Below are 18,760 nucleotides of genomic sequence, written 5' to 3' on the forward strand. Positions count from 1 at the left end.
CGAGGAAGCCGGCCTACACCGCGATGCGCTCGCTCAGCTCCGTCGCCTCCTGCAGCGCCCGAACCACCGTGATCGGGTTCGCCGGCACTCGTCTTACATGCGAGCATGCATCCAGCTCGGGCAGCTGGTCGCCGACCACGATCGCCGCATCGGCTGTGAGCAGGAGCTCGAGGTCGTTGCGATCATTGCCCAGTGCCACCAGCCGGTGACCGGCGGTGTGCAGCCGTCGTACCCCGGCGGCCTTGTTGACGCCGCCGGCGACGATGTCCGCATCGCCGGTCGCGTGGGGGTACACCTCTGCCGCATCCCCGGCGAGCAGTGCCAGGGTCTCGGCCCAGATCGCTCCCGTCGCTACGCAGATCTTCACAACGTCCTCCAGCATCGGCGACGTCTCACCGAGAGTGATCCGCGAGTCCATGCCCATCCAAGGCAGCGCGTTCGCGTCGCTGGCGGCGAACCGGTCGCCATACTCCAGGCAGAAGCCCTCGCCGCGGTCACGAAGCCACATCACGAGCATGTGCACGAGCACGGGGTCGATCCCCTGGCGGGCGACGGTGCCGCGCTCTGTGGCGACGATGGCGCCGTTGCAGCACACCTGCCCCAGATCCCGCCCCAGTACTCCGAACCATTCGCCGACGACCCGGGGGGAGCGTGCCGTCGCGATCGTGACCGCGGTACCTTCGCGGCGTGAGAATGCGCTGAGCGCATCCAGGATCGTCGCGTCGGGACGCTTCCCGGCGAACGAGATCGTGCCGTCGAGGTCGGTGGCGATGTGCAGGCTCATCGCAGGACCTCCGCGCGGACGGAAGCCGGTGCGCCGGTCCGTCGCCGATCGGCCGTGACGAGCAGCACGATCGATGCCGAGGCGAGTCCGATCAGGGCGAAGCCCGCCGACCAGAGCAGGGCCGTGCCTACGGCCGCGCCGGGATCCGCGCCGACATCGGCTGCTGCCGGGACGGCCCCGATCGCGGTGAGCACGGCGATGCCGAGCGCGCCGCCGATGTTCTGCGCCGTGGTGAGCAGACCCGCTGTGGTCGCCCGGAATTCGAGTGGTGTCGCATCCACGGCGCCCACGGACGCGGCGGGGAAGCACAGCCCCAGCGAGAGTCCGACTCCGGCCATGGCGGGGATCATCGCGATCCACACCGGCAGGAGCTCGGTGTTCGGCGGGAGCTGTGACACAGGCAGCGCGTGCGCGTGGGTCAGCACCGACTGCGCCCAGCCGAGCCAGCTGAGGCTCAGGGCGAACACCACCGCGCCGCTCGCGAACACCCGTGGCGCGCCCCACCGGGTGACCAGACGGGAGCCGATGCCGGCAGTCAGACTGAACGCCACCGGCTGGGCGACGATCAGCAGCGCCACGGTGAGCGCCGCCTCGCCGTTCGCGCCGGCGTGCGCGAGGCTGAGCACATACATCGAGCCGACGACGCCGGCGAAGAGTCCGCCCAGGGCGAGGCAGGCGGCGATGAAGCGCGGTTCGGTGACGACGGCGCGCGGGATGCCGCGTACACCCCGACGCAGCATCAGCCAGCAGGCGGCGACGACGAGCAGGGCCAGTTGCGCCAGCATCCGCAGCGGTTCGGAGGTGCTCATCGAGCCCAGCAGGTGGACGGCGAGCATGAGCCCGACCGTCAGCACCACGGCACCGAGCACATCGGGCCGGCGACCGTGATGCTGGGCGGCGGAGCGCAGCCCCCACGTCGCCGCGAGGACCAGCAGCACCACGGGCACCGAGATCAGAAAGCTCCACCGCCACCCGAACCAGGTGACCGCGGCACCTGGCACGACCAGGCCGAGTGAGAATCCGATCGCGCCCATCGTGCCGTAGATCGCGACGGCCCGGTTGCGCTCGAGCCCCTGCGGAAGGCCGGCTGTGATCAGCGCGAGTGCGGCCGGCGCGCTGAGCGCCGCACCCGCCCCCTGCACGATCCGGCCGGTGACGAGCGATTCGGCCGACCAGGCCAGCGCGCACAGCACGCAGCCGAGGCCGAAGAACACGATGCCGAGCAGGAAGATCCTGCGCCTGTCGAACGAATCGGCGAGACTGCCGGCGATGGGCAGCATCCCGGCATAGGCGATGAGGAAGGCGCTCGCCACGAACTGCAGCGATCCCTCCCCGAGTGCCAGCTCGGCGCGCAGGGCGCCCAGCTGGACGTTGATTCCCGACGTGCTCATCCCCTCGAGGAGCAGCGCCAGACAGATGATGATCATGCGGAAGCGGCTCACAGCGGCCATCTCCGACTCCCTCCGTCGCCGGCGGATCCGGCGTCAACGAAGGAGTGTGCCTCCGGTCGCTTTCATCGGACTTTCCTCTTCCGTCAGGAAAGCAGCGCGATCACCGCGCGCACCAGCACGATGATCGCTCCGGCCCACGCGCACAACAGCATGATCCGTCGTGCCAGAGCGAGCGGTACCCGCCGGGCGGCGAACGCTCCGAGGATCATCCCGCCCGCCGTGCACGCCGCGAGGACGGCGATGTCGGGCGCCGGGATCGTCGGCAGTCCGCGCAGGGCGACGGACACCAGCCCGTAGCCGAGAAAGACGATCTGCGCGCTCGCGGCGAAGCGCCGCTGCGGCCAGTCGTCGCCGAGCGCATAGGACGCCAGCGCGGGGCCGGACAGCCCGCTGGAGGCGTGCATGAATCCGGCAAGGGCGCCGGCACCGATCGCGCCGGGCCGACCGCGCACGTGCCGGGCGATGCGGCCGAGCCGCTGCACGCTCAGGGCGAGGACGCCCATCGCACCGATGAGGAACAGCAGCGCGGTCTGGGGGAGTGCTGCCGCGGTGAGCGCACCCACCGGAGCGGCGACCAGTCCGGCGCCGAGCAGCCAGAGGGTGCGCGGCCAGTCGACGTCGCGCCAGGCGCCTGGAACGGCGAAGAGCGAGGCGATGACCGCCAGGAGCACGGCGACCGTGACACCCTGCACGGGTCCGTAGGCGATGACGATGGGACCGATCAGCACCAGCACGAAGGCGAGACCTGTGACGCGCTGGACGACGGCGGCGACGACCGTGACGGCCGCGATGACGACGAGCATGGGACTCCTGGGGGCGGTTCGGCGACCTAGCCGCCCCCAGAGAGCCTAGAGGGAACCGGTGATGTCTGCCGCGCGGGCGACGAATGCGTCTCGCACGGCGGGGAACAGCGGATGCTGCGCCTCGAGCCCCGTGACCTCGGCGGCCAGTGCTGCGGCATCCTCGGTGCGCAGCCGACGCTGCAGCTCCACGGACTGCTCGTCCTCGGGATCATCGAAGGCGAGCGCGGCGCCGACTGCGACGAGCAGCCCGGCCGTGCTCAGACCGCGCTCGGCTGCCTCCGCGGCGGGGCCGATGAAGCGCTCGTGGCGGGACAGCTTGCGCAGCGGCTGGCGTCCCACCCGCCACACCGTGTCCGGCAGGGCCGGGTTGGCGAAGCGGCGCAGGATCGTCGCGCGGTACTCGGCGAGCTCCTGCGGGTCCAGGCCGTGCTTGACGGCCAGCAGCGCGGAGGTCTCCTCGAGTGCGGCGGCCACCCGAGCGGCGATCGCCTGGTCGGCCAGGGCGTCGGAGATGCGCTCGATGCCCGCCCGAGCGCCCAGGTACGCCGTCGTGGCGTGTCCGGTGTTCACCGTGAACAGCTTGCGCTCGATGTAGGGCGCGAGGTCGTCCACGAAGTGCGCGCCGGGGATGCTCGGCGGGTTCTCACCGAACGGGCCGCGCTCGATCGCCCACTCGAAGAACGGCTCGACGGTGACGTCGATGCCGCCGCCGTCGGGCTGACCGGGCACGATGCGGTCCACCGCGGTGTTGGCGAACACCGCCCGGCCGGCGAGGGCCCCCCAGTCCTCGCCGGCTCGTGCGATGATCTCCTGCTTCAGCAGGTCGGTGGCGCCGATCGCGTTCTCGCACGCCATGACCTGCAGCGGCGCGGCCGCCGGGTCGCGGCGACGCAGCGCGTCGACGATGGGTGCGGCGACGAAGCGCAGCACCGTGGGGCCGACGGCGGTGGTCACCACATCGGCATGCGCGATCTCGGCGATGAGGCCCTCGGGGTCCTCGGCGCTGTTGATCGCCCGGAAGCCGGTGACCTGCGTGTCGGTGCCGCCCTCTCCCACTTCGTGCACCGTGTAGCTGTCGGCCGCGTTGATCGCGTCGACCAGCCCGGCCGCGACGTCGGAGAACACCAGCTCGTAGCCGCCCTGATGCAGCAGGAGCCCGACGAAGCCGCGGCCGATGTTGCCGGCGCCGAAGTGGACGGCCTTCATGCCTCGTTCACCGCCGACAGGAGCTCGAAGAGCTCTTCGGGGGTGGCCGCGGCGTTGAGCTTGGCCACATCGTCGTCATCCGAGAAGAGGATGGCGATCTGCGAGAGGATCTCGAGATGCTCGCCGTCCTTCCCGGCGATGCCGATCACGAACGTCGCCTGATCGCCGTCCCAGTCCACGCCGCCGTCGTAGCGCACGACGCTGAGCGCCGAGCCGAGCACGGCGTCCTTGGCGTCGTTGGTACCGTGCGGGATCGCCAGACCGTTGCCCATGTACGTGGACACCGACGCCTCGCGGTCGTGCATCGCCTGCAGATAGCCGGTCGTGACGGCGCCGGCGGCGACGAGGGCGTCGGCGGCCTCCTTCAGAGCCTCATCGCGGGTGGCGCCTGCGGGGTGGATGCGGACGCGGTCTAGTGTGAGAACGCTCATTTCTCCTCCTCCTGGTTTCGGACCATCTCCACGACCTCGTCGTACTTCGGCGAGTTCATGAAGTTGTCGACGGACACGTGCACCGAGTCGGGCGACTGGGACTTCGCACGGTCGGTCAGCTGCTGCTGGGTGATGACCAGATCGGCCGTGCCGTCGAGGTTCGCGATCGCCGCGTTGGTGACCGTGACGCCCTCGATGCCCGCCTTCTTGATCTTGTTGCGCAGCACGCTGGCGCCCATAGCCGACGAACCCATGCCGGCATCGCACGCGAACACGATGTTCTGGATGTGACGGGTCGCCACTGCGGTCGGGGCCGATGCGGAGGTGGCCAGGTTCGACAGCGTGCTGGAGGACTTGCCCTTGTTGCTCTCGGTCTGTGCGATGGCGGCCGCGAATGCCGCGTCGCCGCCGCCCTCGGCTGCCAGATCGCGCTTGCGGCTGGCGAGCAGGAACGGCATGCAGACCACGAAGGTCACAGCCGCGGCCAGCACGACCGAGAGGATCACGCCGAGGTGGCTTCCGGGCGCGGTCTGGAACAGCACGGCGAAGATCGACCCGGGAGCGGCAGGGGCGACCAGACCGGACTGGAAGATCACGTTGGTCAGCACACCCGTGGCGCCACCGGCGATGAGGCCGACGATGAGCACGGGCTTGGCGAGCACGTAGGGGAAGTACACCTCGTGGATGCCGCCGAGGAACTGGATCACTGCGGCGCCGGGAGCGGTGGCTCGAGCGGCGCCCACACCGAACACGGTGATCGCCATCAGCAGGCCGAGGCCAGGACCCGGGTTCGCCTCGATGAGGAACAGCAGGCTCTTGCCGGTCTGCGAGGACTGCTCGGTGCCGAGCGGGGTGAACACACCGTGGTTGATGGCGTTGTTCAGGAACAGCACCTTCGCCGGCTCGACGATGATGCTCGCCAGCGGCAGCAGTTGCGTGTCGACCAGCCAGCCGACCGCGCCGCCGAGGATCTCTGTGACCCACTTCATCACCGGGGCGAGCCAGAAGAAGGCCGCGAGCGACGCGAAGAACGCCACGAATCCGGCGGAGAAGTTGTCGACGAGCATCTCGAAGCCGGGCTTGATCTTGCCCTGCCACGGCTTCTCGACCCACTTCAGGATGAGGGCCGTGAGCGGGCCGGCGATCATGGCGCCCAGGAACATGACCGTTCCCTCTGCTCCGATGATCACGCCGAATGCGGCGACGGCGCCGACGACGCCGCCGCGGTGCCCGTGCACCATGCGACCACCGGTGAAGGCGATCAGCAGGGGCAGCAGGTAGTTGATGATCGGGCCGACCAGACCGGTGAAGGTGGTGTCGCCGATCGTGCCGCCGCCGAGGATGGCGGAGTCGGCCCAGCGCCAGGACTCGATCGGGCCGTCGTTGCCGACCCAGCCCTTGTCGATGAAGAGGGCGGTGATGATGCCCCAGGCGATGAAGGCGGCGATGTTCGGCATGATCATGCCGGACAGGAAGGTGCCGAATCTCTGCACTCGGACGCGGGCTCCGCCCTGCGTCGTCGCGGGTGACGTCGTCGTCATGATGTCATCTCTTTCTTGTCTCAGGTGGGTAGTGGATGCGGGAGGGTCAGTTCCGGGATGCGGCCTGGGCGGCGGCACGCGCCCCGTCGGCGTCGTCGGCATCCAGCGCGGCGGCGGCGATGCGGCGTGCGTCCTCGAGGCTGTGCTGCGCGATCGATCGGCGCACGTCCGAGAGCGCCGCGGGCGCCATCGACAGGCTGGTCGCGCCGAGTCCGACGAGCACGACGGCCAGCAGCGGGTCGGCCGCGGCCTCGCCGCAGATTCCGACGGGCTTGCCCGTGCGGGCGCCGGCGTCCCCGACCTCGCGCACGAGGCGGAGCACGGCCGGGTGCCACGGGTCCTGGAACGAGGCGACCGAGCCGAGCAGGCGGTCGGCGGCCATCGTGTACTGGGTGAGGTCGTTGGTGCCGATCGAGGCGAAGTCCGCGTGCGCGAGCACCCGGTCGGCCAGCAGCGCGCTGGCGGGGACCTCGACCATGACTCCGGCGGTCTTCAGCCCGTACTCGCGGGCCAGCTCCGTGAAGTACGCCGTCTCCTCGACGGTGGTGACCATCGGCGCCATCACCCACAGGTCCGCTGACGTCGCGGCATCCGCCTCGGCGAGCGCGGTCAGCTGCTCGCGCAGGATGTCCTCGCTGGCGCGCAGCGCCCGAAGGCCGCGCAGACCCAGTGCCGGGTTCTCCTCGTGTGCGTCGTTGAGGAAGGCCAGGGGCTTGTCGGCGCCGGCATCCAGCATCCGCACGACGACCTTCTTGCCCTCGAACTGCTGCAGCAGCTCGATGTAGGTCGCCCGCTGCTGCTCGATCGTCGGCGCCTGCGATGCCGACAGGAACAGGAACTCGGTACGGAACAGGCCCACGCCCTCCGCACCGCGCGCGACGGCGTCGGCGGCGTCGGCGGGCTTGCCGAGGTTCGCCAGCAGGCTGATGGCCGTGCCATCGGCGAGTGCGCCGGGAGTGACGGGACCGGACTCCTCGGCGGCGCGAGCCGCGATGCGGTCGGCGACCGTGGCGATCTCGGCCTCCGACGGGGAATCGTTCACGGTGCCGGAGGCGGCATCGACGATGACCGTCTGCCCGTCGGTGAGAGAGGCGGCATCGGCTGCGCCCACGACGGCGACGATGCCCTTCTCGCGGGCGAGGATCGCGGTGTGCGAGGTGGGTCCGCCGTCGGAGGTGATCAGCGCGAGCACCTGGTCGAGCTTGAGCAGCGCGGTGTCGGCGGGGGCGAGGTCACGTGCGACGAGCACGAACGGATGCCCTGGATCGGGCACACCGGGGGCGGCGACGCCCTTCAGGTGCGCGAGCACGCGCTGGGAGATGTCCTCCAGGTCTGCGGCGCGCTCGCCGAGATAGCCGCCGACGGCCTCGAGTGTGGCGCGGAAGCCGGCGAAGGCGTCGTGCACGGCCCACTCGGCGGTGCTGCCGTCATCGAGGCGGGAATCGATCTCGTCCATCAGAGTGGGGTCCTCGGCGATCATCGCCTGGGCCTCGAGGACCTCCGCGGCGGCACCACCGGCGGAATCCGCCCGCTGCTGCAGATCGGCCGCGACGGCGGAGACAGCCTCGCGCACGCGGGTGCGCTCGGCATCCGCTCCGGCCGCGCTGGTCTCCTGGGTCGGGATCGGCGGCGCCTCCGTCATCCGCACCACCGGTCCGGACGCGACGCCCTGACCGATGCCGACTCCGCGCAGGGTGCTCATGCCGCCTCGTCGTGATCGGTGGTGAGCACCTCGGCGAGCGCGTCCAGCACGTCTTCGGCGTTCTCGCCGTCGGCGGTGAGGACGACATGGTCGCCGAAGTCGATGCCCAGTGCGACGACGGCGAGGATGCTTGCCGCGTTGACCGCCTTGCCGGAGTCCTTGGCGATGGTGACGGGGATGCCGGCCTCCTTGGCCTTCTGCGCGAACAGCTTGGCAGGGCGGGCGTGCAGGCCGTGCGAGGATCCGACGCGTACGGTGCGGGAGGTGGCGGTCATGGTGTTTCCTTCCGGTCGTGCGGCGCGGCCATCGCGTCGCGGACGAGACGCAGCGTGCGGCTGCCGTCGAAGTCGGTGAAGGCGTCGCCGGGGAGGGTGACGACATCGGCGCGCCCGTCGAGCGCAGTGCGGATGGCATCCGCGCGATCGGCGATGTGCGGGCCCACGAGCACCAGGTCGATGCCTGCGGCGGCGAGCGCCGTGTGCTCGGTGCCGGATTCGGTCGACCACGCGAGTCCCGCGCTCATGGCGGCTTTCGCGAGCCGCTGAGCGACGAACGTGCTCGACGCACCGGCGCCGCACACCACGAGAATCCGCATCGATCTTCCTTCCCACATACAGTGTGTCCGAGGCTCTCAGCGTGCTTCCAGCAAGCTTCTTTCCGCCCCTGCGGAACACGGGTTTCCGCCCGGGTCGGCGCTCCTGCTGGCATCATGGAGGCGCGGGGTCGTCGATGAGGAAGGCGGGCGGATGTCGCGTCAGCGTCAGGATCAGCTGCTCGCCGTGCTCCTGCGGCAGGACTCCTGGGCGACCGCTTCGAGCCTCGCCGACCAGCTCGGGGTGACTCCGCGCAGCATCCGCTCCTACGTGGCGGCACCTCAACGCCCGCACCGCGGGCGGCGATGCCGTCGAGTCGGGTCCGGCCGGATACCGCGCGGGCCCGCACGCCGCCGATGCCGCGGTGACACCGGAGTCCCTGGGCACGCCGCGCGGGCGCCTGCACCGCCTGACCCGCACGCTCATCGATGAGGCGGACGGCATCGACGTGTACGACACCGCCCTGGCCCTGCACGTCAGCGAGACGACCCTCGAGAACGACCTGGCCCGCGTCCGGGCGCTGCTGGACGGCAGCGACGTCCGGCTGGAACGAGACCGCGATCGCCTCCGGCTGCGCGGCGACGAGCACTCGCTGCGCCGGCTGCTGAGCAGGCTCGCGCAGGATGAGATGGACGCCGGGCCCCTGCGCGCCGACGCCCTGCAGCGGGCACTCGCGCCCGAGGCGGTACCTGCCCGCGCGGTCGGACCGTTCAAGGCGGAGCTGGTGCGCGAGCTCGGCGCGCTCGGCTACTTCGTCAACGAGCTGGCCATCAGCGACGTGCTGCTGCACATCACCATCGCCGCCGAGCGGGTCGCGGTCGGCCGGGCACTCGAGGAGCGCGCCGGCGTCGCGGATGACGCGACCACCGCTGTCGGCGAGTCGATCGCGCGGCTCGCGCAGCAGCACTTCGGCGTCGCGCTCGGCGACGGCGATCGCGAGCACCTGGCCAACCTGGTGCTGACACGCGTGGTCACGCCGGGGGAGCAGGCGCACCGCCGCGCCGCGCGCAGCACGGATCCGGTGGTCGAGCAGGCGGTCCGCGCCGAGATCGAGGAGGCCGCGCGCGATTATCAGGTCGACCTCGTCGACGATGCGTTCATCGAGCGGCTCACCCTGCACGTGCAGAACCTGCTGCGGCGCTCGCAGGAGCAGGCCTGGACGCGCAATCCGCTCACCCAGTCGCTGAAGGCGTCGTATCCGATGATCTTCGACGTCGCCGTCTCGATCGCCAGCGGCCTGCACGACCGCCTCGGCGTGCCGCTGCAGGAGGACGAGATCGCGTACATCGCGATGCATGTCGGCGGACGTCTGGAGCGCAGCAGGGCGGCGGATGCCATCCTCACCGCGACCATCGTCTGCCCCGGCTACCAGGAGCTGCAGGAGCTGCTGCGCTCCAGCGTGGACCGCTCGCTCGGCCGCCTCATCGAGGTCGTGCGGGTGGACACCAGCGTGGACCCGGACTGGTCGTCGCTGGACACGGATCTCGTGCTCAGCACGATCCCCGTGGCCGGTGCCGACGAGCGCATCGTGCGCATCAGTCCGTTCCTCGCCGAGGCCGACATCGAGCGCGTGCAGCAGGCGGCCGCCCGCATCCGCAGGGCGCGACGGCTGAGCAGGCTCCGTGAAGAGCTGCAGCGCTATTTCTCGCCCGAGGCCTTCGTCGTCCCCGTTCCGGACGCGGGTCAGGAGCAGATCATCCGACTGCTGGGCGGGCGGCTGGCGGCGGCCGGGCTGATCGGCGAGGACTACATCGAGAACACGATCGCCCGTGAGCGGATGTCCTCCACCGCATTCACGGATGCGCTGGCCGTGCCGCACGCCCTGCAGATGACCGCACAGCGCACCGCGATCGCGATCGGCATCGCCGACGGTTCCGTCGCCTGGGGTGGCGGACGGGTGCAGGTGGTGGCGCTCGCCGCGTTCAGCGAGGGCGATCGCGAGGCGTTCCAGACGGTCTTCGAGCAGCTCGTGGAGGTGTTCAGCGAGCGCGACAGCGTGCAGCGCATCGTGCGCCGCTCAAGCGCCTTCGACGAGTTCCTGGACGAGCTCGTCGCCGTGATCGACGGCTGAGCCATCGACGGCCGACGGACCGGTCCGTCGCTCAGGACGGGCTGAGCACGGCCTCCAGCGCGTCCAGCAGCGCGTGCGCCGCCGGGGAGTCGGCGACCTCGAGGGTCACCTCGTCTCCGGTGGCGATCGCGAGATCCATCACGGCGAGCACGCTGGAGAGGTCGGCGCTCTCCCCGGAGCCGGTCGACAGCACGACACGGGAGTCGTGGGCCTGCACGAGGCGGGCGAGCTCCGCGACCGGGCGCGCGTGCGCCCCATCGTCCACGCCGACTACGACCCGCCTGCGCAGAGTGCTCATTCCCGCTCCGCGAGCAGCTCCCGCACGGCGTGCTCCAGTTCGGCGACCGCTGCCGCGGCGTCGGCTGCGGAGTCCGCGCGTGCGTCGATGTACACCTTCAGCTTGGGTTCGGTGCCGCTGGGGCGCACCACCACCCGCGAGCCGTCCGTGAGGCGGTAGCGCAGCACGTCGCCCACCGGCATCCCCGACTCGCCGCGCGAGAGATCGTCGACGCTCTCGACGCGGCGGCTGCCGAAGGAGGACGGATGCTGACCGCGCAGCGAGGTCATCGTGTTCGAGATGATCGACACGTCCTCGACGCGGATCGACACCTGACCGCTGGCGAAGTGCCCGATCTCGGCACCGAGTTCCTCCAGGAGCCCGGCGATGGTGGTCTCCCGTACGCGGGCCTCGGCGGCCAGGCCCAGCATGGCGACGGCCGCCGAGATGCCGTCCTTGTCGCGGACGGTGCCGGGATTGACGAGATAGCCGAGCGCCTCCTCGAAGCCGTAGACCATGCCCGGTGCACGCGAGATCCACTTGAAGCCGGTGAGGGTCTCGTGGAACCCCAACCCGTACGCGGCGGCGATCGCGCCGAGACCGGGGGAGGAGACCAGCGAGCAGGCCAGCGAAGCGCCCGGCCCCGGTGTCTGGCCGTTCTTGGCCTCGCCGTTCCGGGCCTCGCGCGCGGCGCGCCAGCCCAGCAGCAGGCCGACCTCGTTGCCGGTCAGACGGCGCCAGCCGCCCTCGACGTCCGCGTCGGGGATCGCCACGGCGAGGCGGTCGGCGTCGGGGTCGTTGGCGATGATGAACTCGGCATCCGCCGTGCGGGCGCGGGCGAACGCGAGATCCATCGCCCCGGGCTCCTCGGGGTTCGGGAACGAGACCGTCCGGAACGTCGGGTCGGGATCGCGCTGCTCGTCGACGATGCGCGGCGCCGGGTAGCCGGCGGCCTTGACGACGCGGGAGAACGTCTCCCAGCCCACGCCGTGCATCGCGGTGTACACCCAGCGCATCTCCTGCACGCCGAACGGTGCGGGGGCGACGGCGGCGGTCGCGGCGATGTAGGCCTCCACGACCTCCTCGCCGGCCGTCTCGTACGCGTCCGAGCGGGGGAGCATCCTGACGTCGCCGGCATCCGCCACCCGCTGGATGTGCGCCGCGATCTCGGCGTCCGCCGGTGAGACGATCTGCGAGCCGTCGTCGTCGCCGCCCAGGTACACCTTGTAGCCGTTGTCGTCGGGCGGGTTGTGACTGGCGGTGACCATCACCCCTGCATCCGCACCGAAGTGCCGCACCGCGAAGGCGAGCACCGGCGTCGGCAGCAGCCGCGGCAGCAGGACCGCGCGAAGACCGGCTCCGGCGAACAGCTCGGCCGAATCGAGGGCGAACCGGCGGGAGTTGCGGCGCCCGTCATAGCCGATCACGACCGTGGGACGGGGTGTGCGGGCCAGCAGGTAGCCGGCGAAACCCCCGGCGGCCTGGGCGACCAGCACCCGGTTCATCCGGTTGCTGCCGGCGGCGATCGCCCCGCGCAGGCCGGCGGTGCCGAAGGCCAGTCGAGATCCGAAGCGGTCGTCGAGATCGGCGATCGCCGCCGCCTCACCGTTCGCGGCGCGGGTGATGATTCCGGCGAGCTCGTCGCGGGTCTCGGCATCCGGGTCCTGACGCAGCCAGGCGCGGGCCTGGTCCAGCCGTTCGTCGGTCGAGGCGGTCATCACAGCGCCTCGATCACGCGCGCCAGCAGTGCCGAGATCACGGGCTCGGCCTCGCGGCCGGCCTCGATGACCTCGGTGTGGCTGAGCGGAGTCTTCTGGATGCCGGCGGCCAGGTTCGTGATGAGCGAGAAACCGAGGATCTCCATGCCGGCTTCACGCGCGGCGATGGCCTCGAGCGCGGTGGACATGCCGACGATGTGTCCGCCGATGGCCTTGGCCATCTGCACCTCGGCCGGCGTCTCGTAGTGCGGACCGCGGAACTGCGTGTAGATGCCCTCGTCCAGGCTCGCATCGACCGTGCGGGCGATGTCGCGCAGGCGCTGCGAGTACAGGTCGGTCAGGTCGATGAAGGTCGCGCCCTCCAGGGGCGAGTCGGCCGTCAGGTTGATGTGGTCGCTGATCAGGACGGGCTGTCCCGGCTTCCAGGTCTCACGGATGCCGCCGGCGCCGTTGGTGAGCACCATGGTCTTCACCCCGGTGGCGGCCGCGGTGCGCACGCTGTGCACCACACGGCGAACGCCGTGACCCTCGTAGTAGTGCGTGCGGGCGCCGATCACGAGCACATTGCGGCCGTCGGCGGTGCGGATGCTGCGCAGCGTGCCGACGTGTCCCTCCAGCGCCGGCTTGGAGAATCCGGTCACCTCGGTGGCCGGGATCGTGGCGACGGTCTCGCCGATGAGCTCGGCGGCTTTGCCCCAGCCCGATCCCAGGGTGAGGGCGATGTCGTGGTGGTCTACCCCGGTGAGGCGCGCGATGTCGGCGGCGGCCTGGGCGGCGACCTCGAACGGGTTCGAGTTCGGGTCGTCGAGGGGGTGCGTGAGAGTGTCTTGCATGAGTCCACTCTAGGAATGTGCGGGGCGGTCTGCCAGTACGAGAGAATGGAGTACATGTCTCAGACTTCCTTCGCCAACAGGCAGAGCGTGGCCGTCCTCGGTGGCGGCCCCGGCGGGTACGAAGCAGCACTCGCCGCTGCGCAGCTGGGGGCCGAGGTGACCCTCGTCGAGCGCGTCGGCGTCGGCGGCTCCGCGGTGCTCACGGATGTGGTGCCCTCGAAGAGCCTCATCGCCACGGCGGATGCCGCTGTCGCCATCTCCGAGGCGACCGACCTGGGCGTGCAGTTCTACGCGAAGGGCGGCGACGGCAAGCCGCTGAAGCCCGAGATCGCGATCAATCTGGCGGCCGTCAACAAGCGGCTGGTCGCCCTCGCGGGCCAGCAGTCCGAGGATATGCGGGCCACGCTCCTCGAGGCGGGGGTGCGCATCCTGTCCGGCCACGGCCGACTCGAGGGGCCGAATGCGATCGTCGTGGCGACCGGTCCCGGTGGCACGGACTTCGACCGCGTCGAGGCCGATACCGTGGTCGTGTCGGTGGGCGCCTCTCCGCGCGAGCTGGATTCGGCCAAGCCCGATGGTGAGCGCATCCTCACCTGGACGCAGCTGTACGACATGAAGGCGCTGCCCGAGCACCTGATCGTGGTGGGCTCGGGCGTCACCGGCGCCGAGTTCGCCTCGGCGTACATGAACCTCGGAGCAAAGGTCACCCTGATCTCCAGCCGTGACCAGGTGCTTCCCGGTGAGGACAGGGACGCCGCGAAGGTGCTCGAGAAGGTCTTCAAGCGCGGCGGCATGCAGGTGCTCTCGAAGTCCCGCGCCGAGAAGGTCGAGCGCACCGATGACGGCGTGATGGTGACGCTGTCGGACGGCCGCACCGTCGAGGGCAGTCACTGCCTGATGGCGGTCGGCTCGATCCCGAACACCGCCGGCATCGGGCTGGAGGAGGCCGGCATCGAGCTGACCGAGTCCGGTCACGTGCGGGTCAACCGTGTGGCGCGCACCTCGGTTCCGAACGTGTACGCGGTCGGAGACTGCACGAACTTCTTCCCCCTGGCCTCCGTCGCCTCGATGCAGGGCCGCACCGCGGTGTTCCACGCGCTCGGCGACATCGTCATCCCGCTCGAGGTGCGCAAGATCACGGCGAACATCTTCACCGCCCCCGAGATCGCGACCGTCGGATTCTCGGAGGCGGACATCGAGAACGGCCTTGCGGACGGCTTCGCCTACAAGCTGCCGCTGGCGGCGAACCCGCGCGCGAAGATGATGGGCATCAAGGACGGCTTCGTGAAGGTCATCGCCCGCAAGGGGTCGGGAACGGTGATCGGCGGCGTGATCGTGGCGCCGAAGGCATCCGAGCTGATCTACCCGCTGGCGATCGCTGTCGAGCGCCGGCTGAACGTCGACCAGGTCTCGCGCGTGTTCGCCGCCTACCCCTCGCTGTCCACGAGCATCACGGACGCGACCCGGGCGATGCACGTCGTGAACTTCGGCTGACGCTTCGACGGGCTCAGCGACCCAAAGCTCAGCGACTCAAGATTGGGTCCCTGAGCCTGTCGAAGGGTCGGTCAGCTGATCGTGAGCAGCTGGTGCCCGGCCGAGACCGTGGTCCCGGCGGCGGCGCTGATGTTGCCGACCACGCCGTCCTTGTGCGCTTGCAGCGGCTGCTCCATCTTCATGGCCTCGAGCACGACGACCAGGTCGCCCTTGACGACCTGCTGGCCCTCTTCGACGGCGACCTTGACGATCGTGGCCTGCATCGGCGACTTCACGGCATCGCCGGAGGCCCCCGAGTTGGCGCCGCTGGCGTGCGTGCGTCGCGACGGCGGCACGGCCACAGGACGGCCCGCGGTGCCGGCGACCGACGCGGTCACGCGGTCGGGCAGGCTGACCTCGAGGCGGCGGCCACCGACCTCGACGACGACGGTGTGGCGGCCGGGCGCGACGGCCGGGTCGTCCAGCTCGCCGTCCCAGGCCGGGATGTCGTTGACGAACTCGGTCTCGATCCAGCGCGTGTACACGCCGAACCGGCCGTCCTCGGCGGTGAACGCGGCGTCGCGGACGACCTTGCGGTGGAACGGGAGGACGGTGGGCATGCCGGCGACCTCGAACTCGTCGAGGGCGCGGCGGGCGCGCTCCAGCGCCTGGGCCCGGTCGCGACCGGTGACGATGATCTTCGCCAGCAGCGAGTCGAACGCGCCCGAGACGGTGTCGCCCGCGGTGACGCCGGAGTCCAGGCGCACGCCGGGTCCGCCGAACGTCTTGAAGATCTTGATCGGTCCCGGCTGGGGGAGGAACCCGCGGCCCGGGTCCTCGCCGTTGATGCGGAACTCGAAGGAGTGGCCGACCGGCGTCGGGTCGTCGTAGTCGATGGTGCCGCCCGCGGCGATACGGAACTGTTCGCGCACCAGGTCTATGCCGGTGATCTCCTCGGAGACCGGGTGCTCGACCTGCAGGCGGGTGTTCACCTCGAGGAAGGACACGGTGCCGTCGGCGCCGATGAGGAACTCGCAGGTGCCAGCGCCGACGTAGCCGACCTCCTTGAGGATGGCCTTCGACGCGCTGTACAGCTGCGCGTTCTGCTCGTCGGTGAGGAACGGCGCCGGCGCCTCTTCGACGAGCTTCTGGTGGCGACGCTGCAGCGAGCAGTCCCGGGTGGAGATGACGACGACGTTGCCGGAGGCATCCGCAAGGCACTGCGTCTCGACGTGACGGGGCTTGTCGAGGTACTTCTCGACGAAGCACTCGCCGCGGCCGAAGGCCGCAACGGCCTCACGAGTGGCCGACTCGAACATCTCGGCGACCTCGTCCAACTCGCGGGCGACCTTGAGCCCTCGCCCGCCGCCGCCGTACGCCGCCTTGATGGCGATCGGCAGACCGACCTCCTTCGCGAAGGCGACGACCTCTTCGGCGGTCTCGACCGGTCCGGGGGTTCCGGGGGCCAGGGGCGCACCGACCTTCTCGGCGACGTGACGCGCGGTCACCTTGTCACCGAGGGCCTCGATGGCCTCGGGCGACGGGCCGACCCAGATCATGCCCGCACCGATCACCGCGCGGGCGAAATCGGCGTTCTCGGCCAGGAACCCGTAACCGGGGTGCACGGCGTCGGCGCCGGAGCGGCGCGCGATCGACAGGATCTTGTCGATCTGCAGGTAGGTGTCGGCGCTCGTGGAGCCTTCGAGCGCGTAGGCCTCGTCGGCGAGGCGCGCGTGCATGGCGTCGCGGTCCTGGTCGGCGTACACGGCGACGGACGAGATCCCGGAGTCCTGAGCGGCACGGATGATGCGTACGGCGATCTCGCCGCGGTTGGCGATGAGGACCTTGGCGATAGCAGGCATGGGTTTCAGCCTAGCGAGTGCCGGGCCGATCCTTTTGACGACTCTCGACAAGAAATCCGCGAAAGTGTGGTCCGGACCGCATGAATCGTGGTCAGTGTGACGTCCACAGCTCCGTCCAGGTCACGCCGAGCTCGATGGCCAGTGAGCGCAGCGTGGACAGCGACATGCCGACCACCGTGGACGGGTCGCCCTCGACGCGGGTGATGAACGCGCCGCCCAGGCTGTCGACGGTGAAGGCACCTGCGACGAGCAGCGGTTCGCCGCTGGCCACGTAGGCGTCGATCTCGGCATCCGTCACGTCCGACGCGAACGTGACGCTCGCCTCGGCGACGCGGGCAGCCTCGACGGGCGCCGCGTCCGGGCGCACCCGGAACACGCTGTGCCCGGAGTGCAGCACGCCGGTCGCGCCCCGCATCCTCTCCCAGCGCTCCCGCGCGGCCTCGGCGGTGTACGGCTTGCCGTACACGCGGCCGTCCATGGCGAACATCGAGTCGCCGCCGATGACGATGCCGTCGAAGTCCGGATGCTGAGCGGCCAGCCGCCCGACGACATCCGCGGCCTTCGCCCTGGCCAGCAGGAGCACGAGCTCCTCGGGCGTCAGCGGAGCACCGCGCTCGGCCTCGGCGGTGGCACCCACGGCATCCTCGTCCACCCCGGGGGAGAGGATCAGCGGCTCGATTCCGGCCTGCCGCAGCAGCATGAGACGGGCGGGGGACGTGGATGCCAGGCAGACGCGCATGATTCCACGCTATCCGGTGTGGGATCCTGGAAGGATGACCTCCTCGCAGCTCACGCTGGACCTCGACATCACCGGCATCGCGCACGGCGGCACGTTCATCGCCCGCCATGAAGGGCGGGTCGTCTTCGTGCCGGACGCCATCCCCGGCGAGCGGGTGCGGGTGCGCATCGCCGATCCCGGCTCGGATGCCGACGCCAAGCGCTTCTGGCGCGCCGAGACCCTCGAGGTGCTCGAGGCGTCGCCGCACCGTCGCCCGCACGTGTGGGCGGAGGCCGACGTGTCGCGCGCGCCGGAGGACCGCGTGGGCGGAGCCGACCTCGGGCACATCGCGCTCGACGAGCAGCGGGTGCTGAAGCGCCGCGTGCTGCAGGAGGCGCTGGACAAGTTCGCGGGCCCCGGCATCGAGGCGCCCGAGGTGAAGGCCGTGGACGGCGGCGACGGCACCGGATGGCGCACGCGCGTCTCGCTGCACGTCGACGCCGACGGACATGTCGGACCGTTCGCAGCCCGGAGCCACCGCGTGATCGACGTGGCCACGATGCCGCTGGCGCGCGCCGCCGTCGCCGAGGCGGCCTTCGCACTGCGTGCGCAGAAGCCCGGCCGGGTGGATCTCGTCGAACCCGCAGACGGACGGGTGCGGGTGCTGCCCCGGCCCGAGGGTGCACGCCGCGGCAGGCAGGAGACGATCTTCGAGGTCGCCGGCGGCCGGCGGTTCGCCGTGGATGCGAACGGGTTCTGGCAGGTGCATCCGCACGCCGCCGAGACGCTGCAGAACGCAGTGGCCGACGTGGTCGCCGGCCGGATCGATCCGGATGCCACGCACTTCGACCTGTACGGCGGCGTCGGATTGTTCGCGGCCACGCTGGGCCAGTACGGCGCCGGCGACATCGTCACCGTCGAATCCGACCGCCGCGCCACGGAGCACGCCAGCGCGAACCTGCAGGAGTTCGACGCGCACCCCGTGACCGCGCGGGTGGACCGCTTCCTCGCGGGCCTGCCGGACACCACGCGGGCCGGCGCGATCGTGCTGGACCCGCCGCGCGCCGGCGCGGGGCGCGAGGTGGTCGAGTCGATCCACGCGCTGAACCCGGAGGCCGTCGTCTACGTGGCCTGCGATCCGGTCGCCCTCGCGCGGGATCTGGGCACGTTCCGCGGGCTGGGGTGGAAGGCCGAATCGGTGAGCGCGTTCGACCTGTTCCCGCACTCGCACCATTTCGAGGCCGTCGCCCTGCTGACCCGCTGATGCGGCCCGCGGCTGACGGCGCCGCGGCGCGCA

17 protein-coding genes are annotated in these 18,760 nt (G+C 70.8%); 3 read left to right on the plus strand and 14 right to left on the minus strand.

Annotation, left to right across the window (positions count from 1 at the left end; genetic code table 11):
- Positions 1-13 precede the first annotated feature (13 nt).
- From QF046_RS17725 to QF046_RS17765, 9 genes are all read right to left on the minus strand, one after another.
- Positions 14-784 carry an HAD hydrolase family protein gene (locus tag QF046_RS17725; RefSeq protein ID WP_307372380.1) on the minus strand — a complete coding sequence of 257 codons (771 nt, stop codon included), beginning with the start codon at positions 782-784 and terminating at the stop codon, positions 14-16.
- Positions 781-2,235: an MFS transporter gene (locus QF046_RS17730; RefSeq protein WP_307372382.1), complete on the minus strand. Its 1,455-nt coding sequence runs from the start codon at positions 2,233-2,235 to the stop codon at positions 781-783. Before QF046_RS17730 ends, QF046_RS17725 begins: the two co-directional genes overlap by 4 nt.
- An 83-nt stretch (positions 2,236-2,318) precedes the next feature.
- Positions 2,319-3,038 carry a sulfite exporter TauE/SafE family protein gene (locus QF046_RS17735; protein WP_307372384.1) on the minus strand — a complete coding sequence of 240 codons (720 nt, stop codon included), beginning with the start codon at positions 3,036-3,038 and terminating at the stop codon, positions 2,319-2,321.
- 45 nt (positions 3,039-3,083) lie between these two features.
- Positions 3,084-4,244: a mannitol-1-phosphate 5-dehydrogenase gene (locus QF046_RS17740; RefSeq protein ID WP_307372385.1), complete on the minus strand. Its 1,161-nt coding sequence runs from the start codon at positions 4,242-4,244 to the stop codon at positions 3,084-3,086.
- Positions 4,241-4,675 (minus strand): PTS sugar transporter subunit IIA, encoded by a 435-nt coding sequence (locus QF046_RS17745; protein ID WP_307372388.1) that lies wholly within the window; start codon positions 4,673-4,675, stop codon positions 4,241-4,243. Before QF046_RS17745 ends, QF046_RS17740 begins: the two co-directional genes overlap by 4 nt.
- Positions 4,672-6,216, minus strand: a complete 1,545-nt coding sequence (locus QF046_RS17750; RefSeq protein WP_307372390.1) for a PTS mannitol transporter subunit IICB — start codon at positions 6,214-6,216, stop codon at positions 4,672-4,674. The genes QF046_RS17745 and QF046_RS17750 overlap by 4 nt, the downstream gene beginning before the upstream one ends.
- Positions 6,217-6,262: 46 nt before the next feature.
- On the minus strand, positions 6,263-7,918 hold the full coding sequence (gene ptsP / locus QF046_RS17755) for a phosphoenolpyruvate--protein phosphotransferase (RefSeq protein WP_307372393.1): 1,656 nt from the start codon (positions 7,916-7,918) through the stop codon (positions 6,263-6,265).
- The gene (locus tag QF046_RS17760; protein WP_307372395.1) at positions 7,915-8,193 is read right to left on the minus strand and encodes an HPr family phosphocarrier protein; all 279 of its coding nucleotides are present in this window, start codon (positions 8,191-8,193) and stop codon (positions 7,915-7,917) included. The genes ptsP and QF046_RS17760 overlap by 4 nt, the downstream gene beginning before the upstream one ends.
- Entirely contained in the window at positions 8,190-8,513 is a 324-nt protein-coding gene (locus QF046_RS17765; RefSeq protein WP_307372398.1) for a PTS sugar transporter subunit IIB, read from the minus strand. Before QF046_RS17765 ends, QF046_RS17760 begins: the two co-directional genes overlap by 4 nt.
- A gap of 362 nt (positions 8,514-8,875) precedes the next feature.
- Between QF046_RS17765 and QF046_RS17775 the strand changes: the two genes are divergently transcribed.
- Positions 8,876-10,582, plus strand: a complete 1,707-nt coding sequence (locus tag QF046_RS17775) for a transcription antiterminator (protein WP_307372401.1) — start codon at positions 8,876-8,878, stop codon at positions 10,580-10,582.
- 31 nt (positions 10,583-10,613) lie between these two features.
- Here QF046_RS17775 and QF046_RS17780 read toward each other — a convergent pair whose 3' ends face one another.
- Genes QF046_RS17780 through QF046_RS17790 form a run of 3 tightly spaced genes read right to left on the minus strand, consistent with a single transcriptional unit; the run spans position 10,614 to position 13,410 of the window.
- On the minus strand, positions 10,614-10,880 hold the full coding sequence (locus QF046_RS17780; protein ID WP_307372403.1) for an HPr family phosphocarrier protein: 267 nt from the start codon (positions 10,878-10,880) through the stop codon (positions 10,614-10,616).
- Entirely contained in the window at positions 10,877-12,577 is a 1,701-nt protein-coding gene (locus QF046_RS17785; RefSeq protein WP_307372405.1) for a phospho-sugar mutase, read from the minus strand. The genes QF046_RS17780 and QF046_RS17785 overlap by 4 nt, the downstream gene beginning before the upstream one ends.
- Complete coding sequence (locus tag QF046_RS17790) at positions 12,577-13,410, minus strand: purine-nucleoside phosphorylase (RefSeq protein WP_307372407.1); 834 nt, start codon at positions 13,408-13,410, stop codon at positions 12,577-12,579. Before QF046_RS17790 ends, QF046_RS17785 begins: the two co-directional genes overlap by 1 nt.
- 45 nt (positions 13,411-13,455) lie before the next feature.
- Between QF046_RS17790 and QF046_RS17795 the strand changes: the two genes are divergently transcribed.
- Complete coding sequence (locus tag QF046_RS17795) at positions 13,456-14,904, plus strand: NAD(P)H-quinone dehydrogenase (protein ID WP_307372408.1); 1,449 nt, start codon at positions 13,456-13,458, stop codon at positions 14,902-14,904.
- Positions 14,905-14,975: 71 nt separating this feature from the next.
- On the opposite strand, the gene QF046_RS17800 is transcribed toward QF046_RS17795, so the two are convergent.
- A complete protein-coding gene (locus tag QF046_RS17800) occupies positions 14,976-16,745 on the minus strand; it encodes a biotin carboxylase N-terminal domain-containing protein (RefSeq protein WP_307372411.1) in 1,770 nt (589 codons plus the stop codon).
- A 91-nt stretch (positions 16,746-16,836) separates the two neighbouring features.
- The gene (locus QF046_RS17805) at positions 16,837-17,484 is read right to left on the minus strand and encodes a nucleoside triphosphate pyrophosphatase (protein WP_307372413.1); all 648 of its coding nucleotides are present in this window, start codon (positions 17,482-17,484) and stop codon (positions 16,837-16,839) included.
- 34 nt (positions 17,485-17,518) lie between these two features.
- Between QF046_RS17805 and QF046_RS17810 the strand changes: the two genes are divergently transcribed.
- A complete protein-coding gene (locus QF046_RS17810; RefSeq protein ID WP_307372414.1) occupies positions 17,519-18,727 on the plus strand; it encodes a class I SAM-dependent RNA methyltransferase in 1,209 nt (402 codons plus the stop codon).
- Positions 18,728-18,760: the final 33 nt, after the last annotated feature.

This window comes from Microbacterium sp. W4I4, assembly GCF_030816235.1.
Taxonomy (GTDB): Bacteria; Actinomycetota; Actinomycetes; order Actinomycetales; family Microbacteriaceae; genus Microbacterium.

Bases quoted from the DNA above. Each gene is read 5' to 3' on its own strand.
- QF046_RS17805 (WP_307372413.1), bottom strand. From the start codon at position 17,484: ATGCGCGTCTGCCTGGCATCCACGTCCCCCGCCCGTCTCATGCTGCTG.
- QF046_RS17795 (WP_307372408.1), top strand. From the start codon at position 13,456: ATGGAGTACATGTCTCAGACTTCCTTCGCCAACAGGCAGAGCGTGGCC.
- QF046_RS17800 (WP_307372411.1), bottom strand. From the start codon at position 16,745: ATGCCTGCTATCGCCAAGGTCCTCATCGCCAACCGCGGCGAGATCGCC.
- QF046_RS17785 (WP_307372405.1), bottom strand. From the start codon at position 12,577: ATGACCGCCTCGACCGACGAACGGCTGGACCAGGCCCGCGCCTGGCTG.
- QF046_RS17810 (WP_307372414.1), top strand. From the start codon at position 17,519: ATGACCTCCTCGCAGCTCACGCTGGACCTCGACATCACCGGCATCGCG.
- QF046_RS17790 (WP_307372407.1), bottom strand. From the start codon at position 13,410: ATGCAAGACACTCTCACGCACCCCCTCGACGACCCGAACTCGAACCCG.
- QF046_RS17765 (WP_307372398.1), bottom strand. From the start codon at position 8,513: ATGCGGATTCTCGTGGTGTGCGGCGCCGGTGCGTCGAGCACGTTCGTC.
- QF046_RS17730 (WP_307372382.1), bottom strand. From the start codon at position 2,235: ATGGCCGCTGTGAGCCGCTTCCGCATGATCATCATCTGTCTGGCGCTG.
- QF046_RS17745 (WP_307372388.1), bottom strand. From the start codon at position 4,675: ATGAGCGTTCTCACACTAGACCGCGTCCGCATCCACCCCGCAGGCGCC.
- ptsP (WP_307372393.1), bottom strand. From the start codon at position 7,918: ATGAGCACCCTGCGCGGAGTCGGCATCGGTCAGGGCGTCGCGTCCGGA.
- QF046_RS17760 (WP_307372395.1), bottom strand. From the start codon at position 8,193: ATGACCGCCACCTCCCGCACCGTACGCGTCGGATCCTCGCACGGCCTG.
- QF046_RS17725 (WP_307372380.1), bottom strand. From the start codon at position 784: ATGAGCCTGCACATCGCCACCGACCTCGACGGCACGATCTCGTTCGCC.
- QF046_RS17750 (WP_307372390.1), bottom strand. From the start codon at position 6,216: ATGACGACGACGTCACCCGCGACGACGCAGGGCGGAGCCCGCGTCCGA.
- QF046_RS17740 (WP_307372385.1), bottom strand. From the start codon at position 4,244: ATGAAGGCCGTCCACTTCGGCGCCGGCAACATCGGCCGCGGCTTCGTC.
- QF046_RS17735 (WP_307372384.1), bottom strand. From the start codon at position 3,038: ATGCTCGTCGTCATCGCGGCCGTCACGGTCGTCGCCGCCGTCGTCCAG.
- QF046_RS17780 (WP_307372403.1), bottom strand. From the start codon at position 10,880: ATGAGCACTCTGCGCAGGCGGGTCGTAGTCGGCGTGGACGATGGGGCG.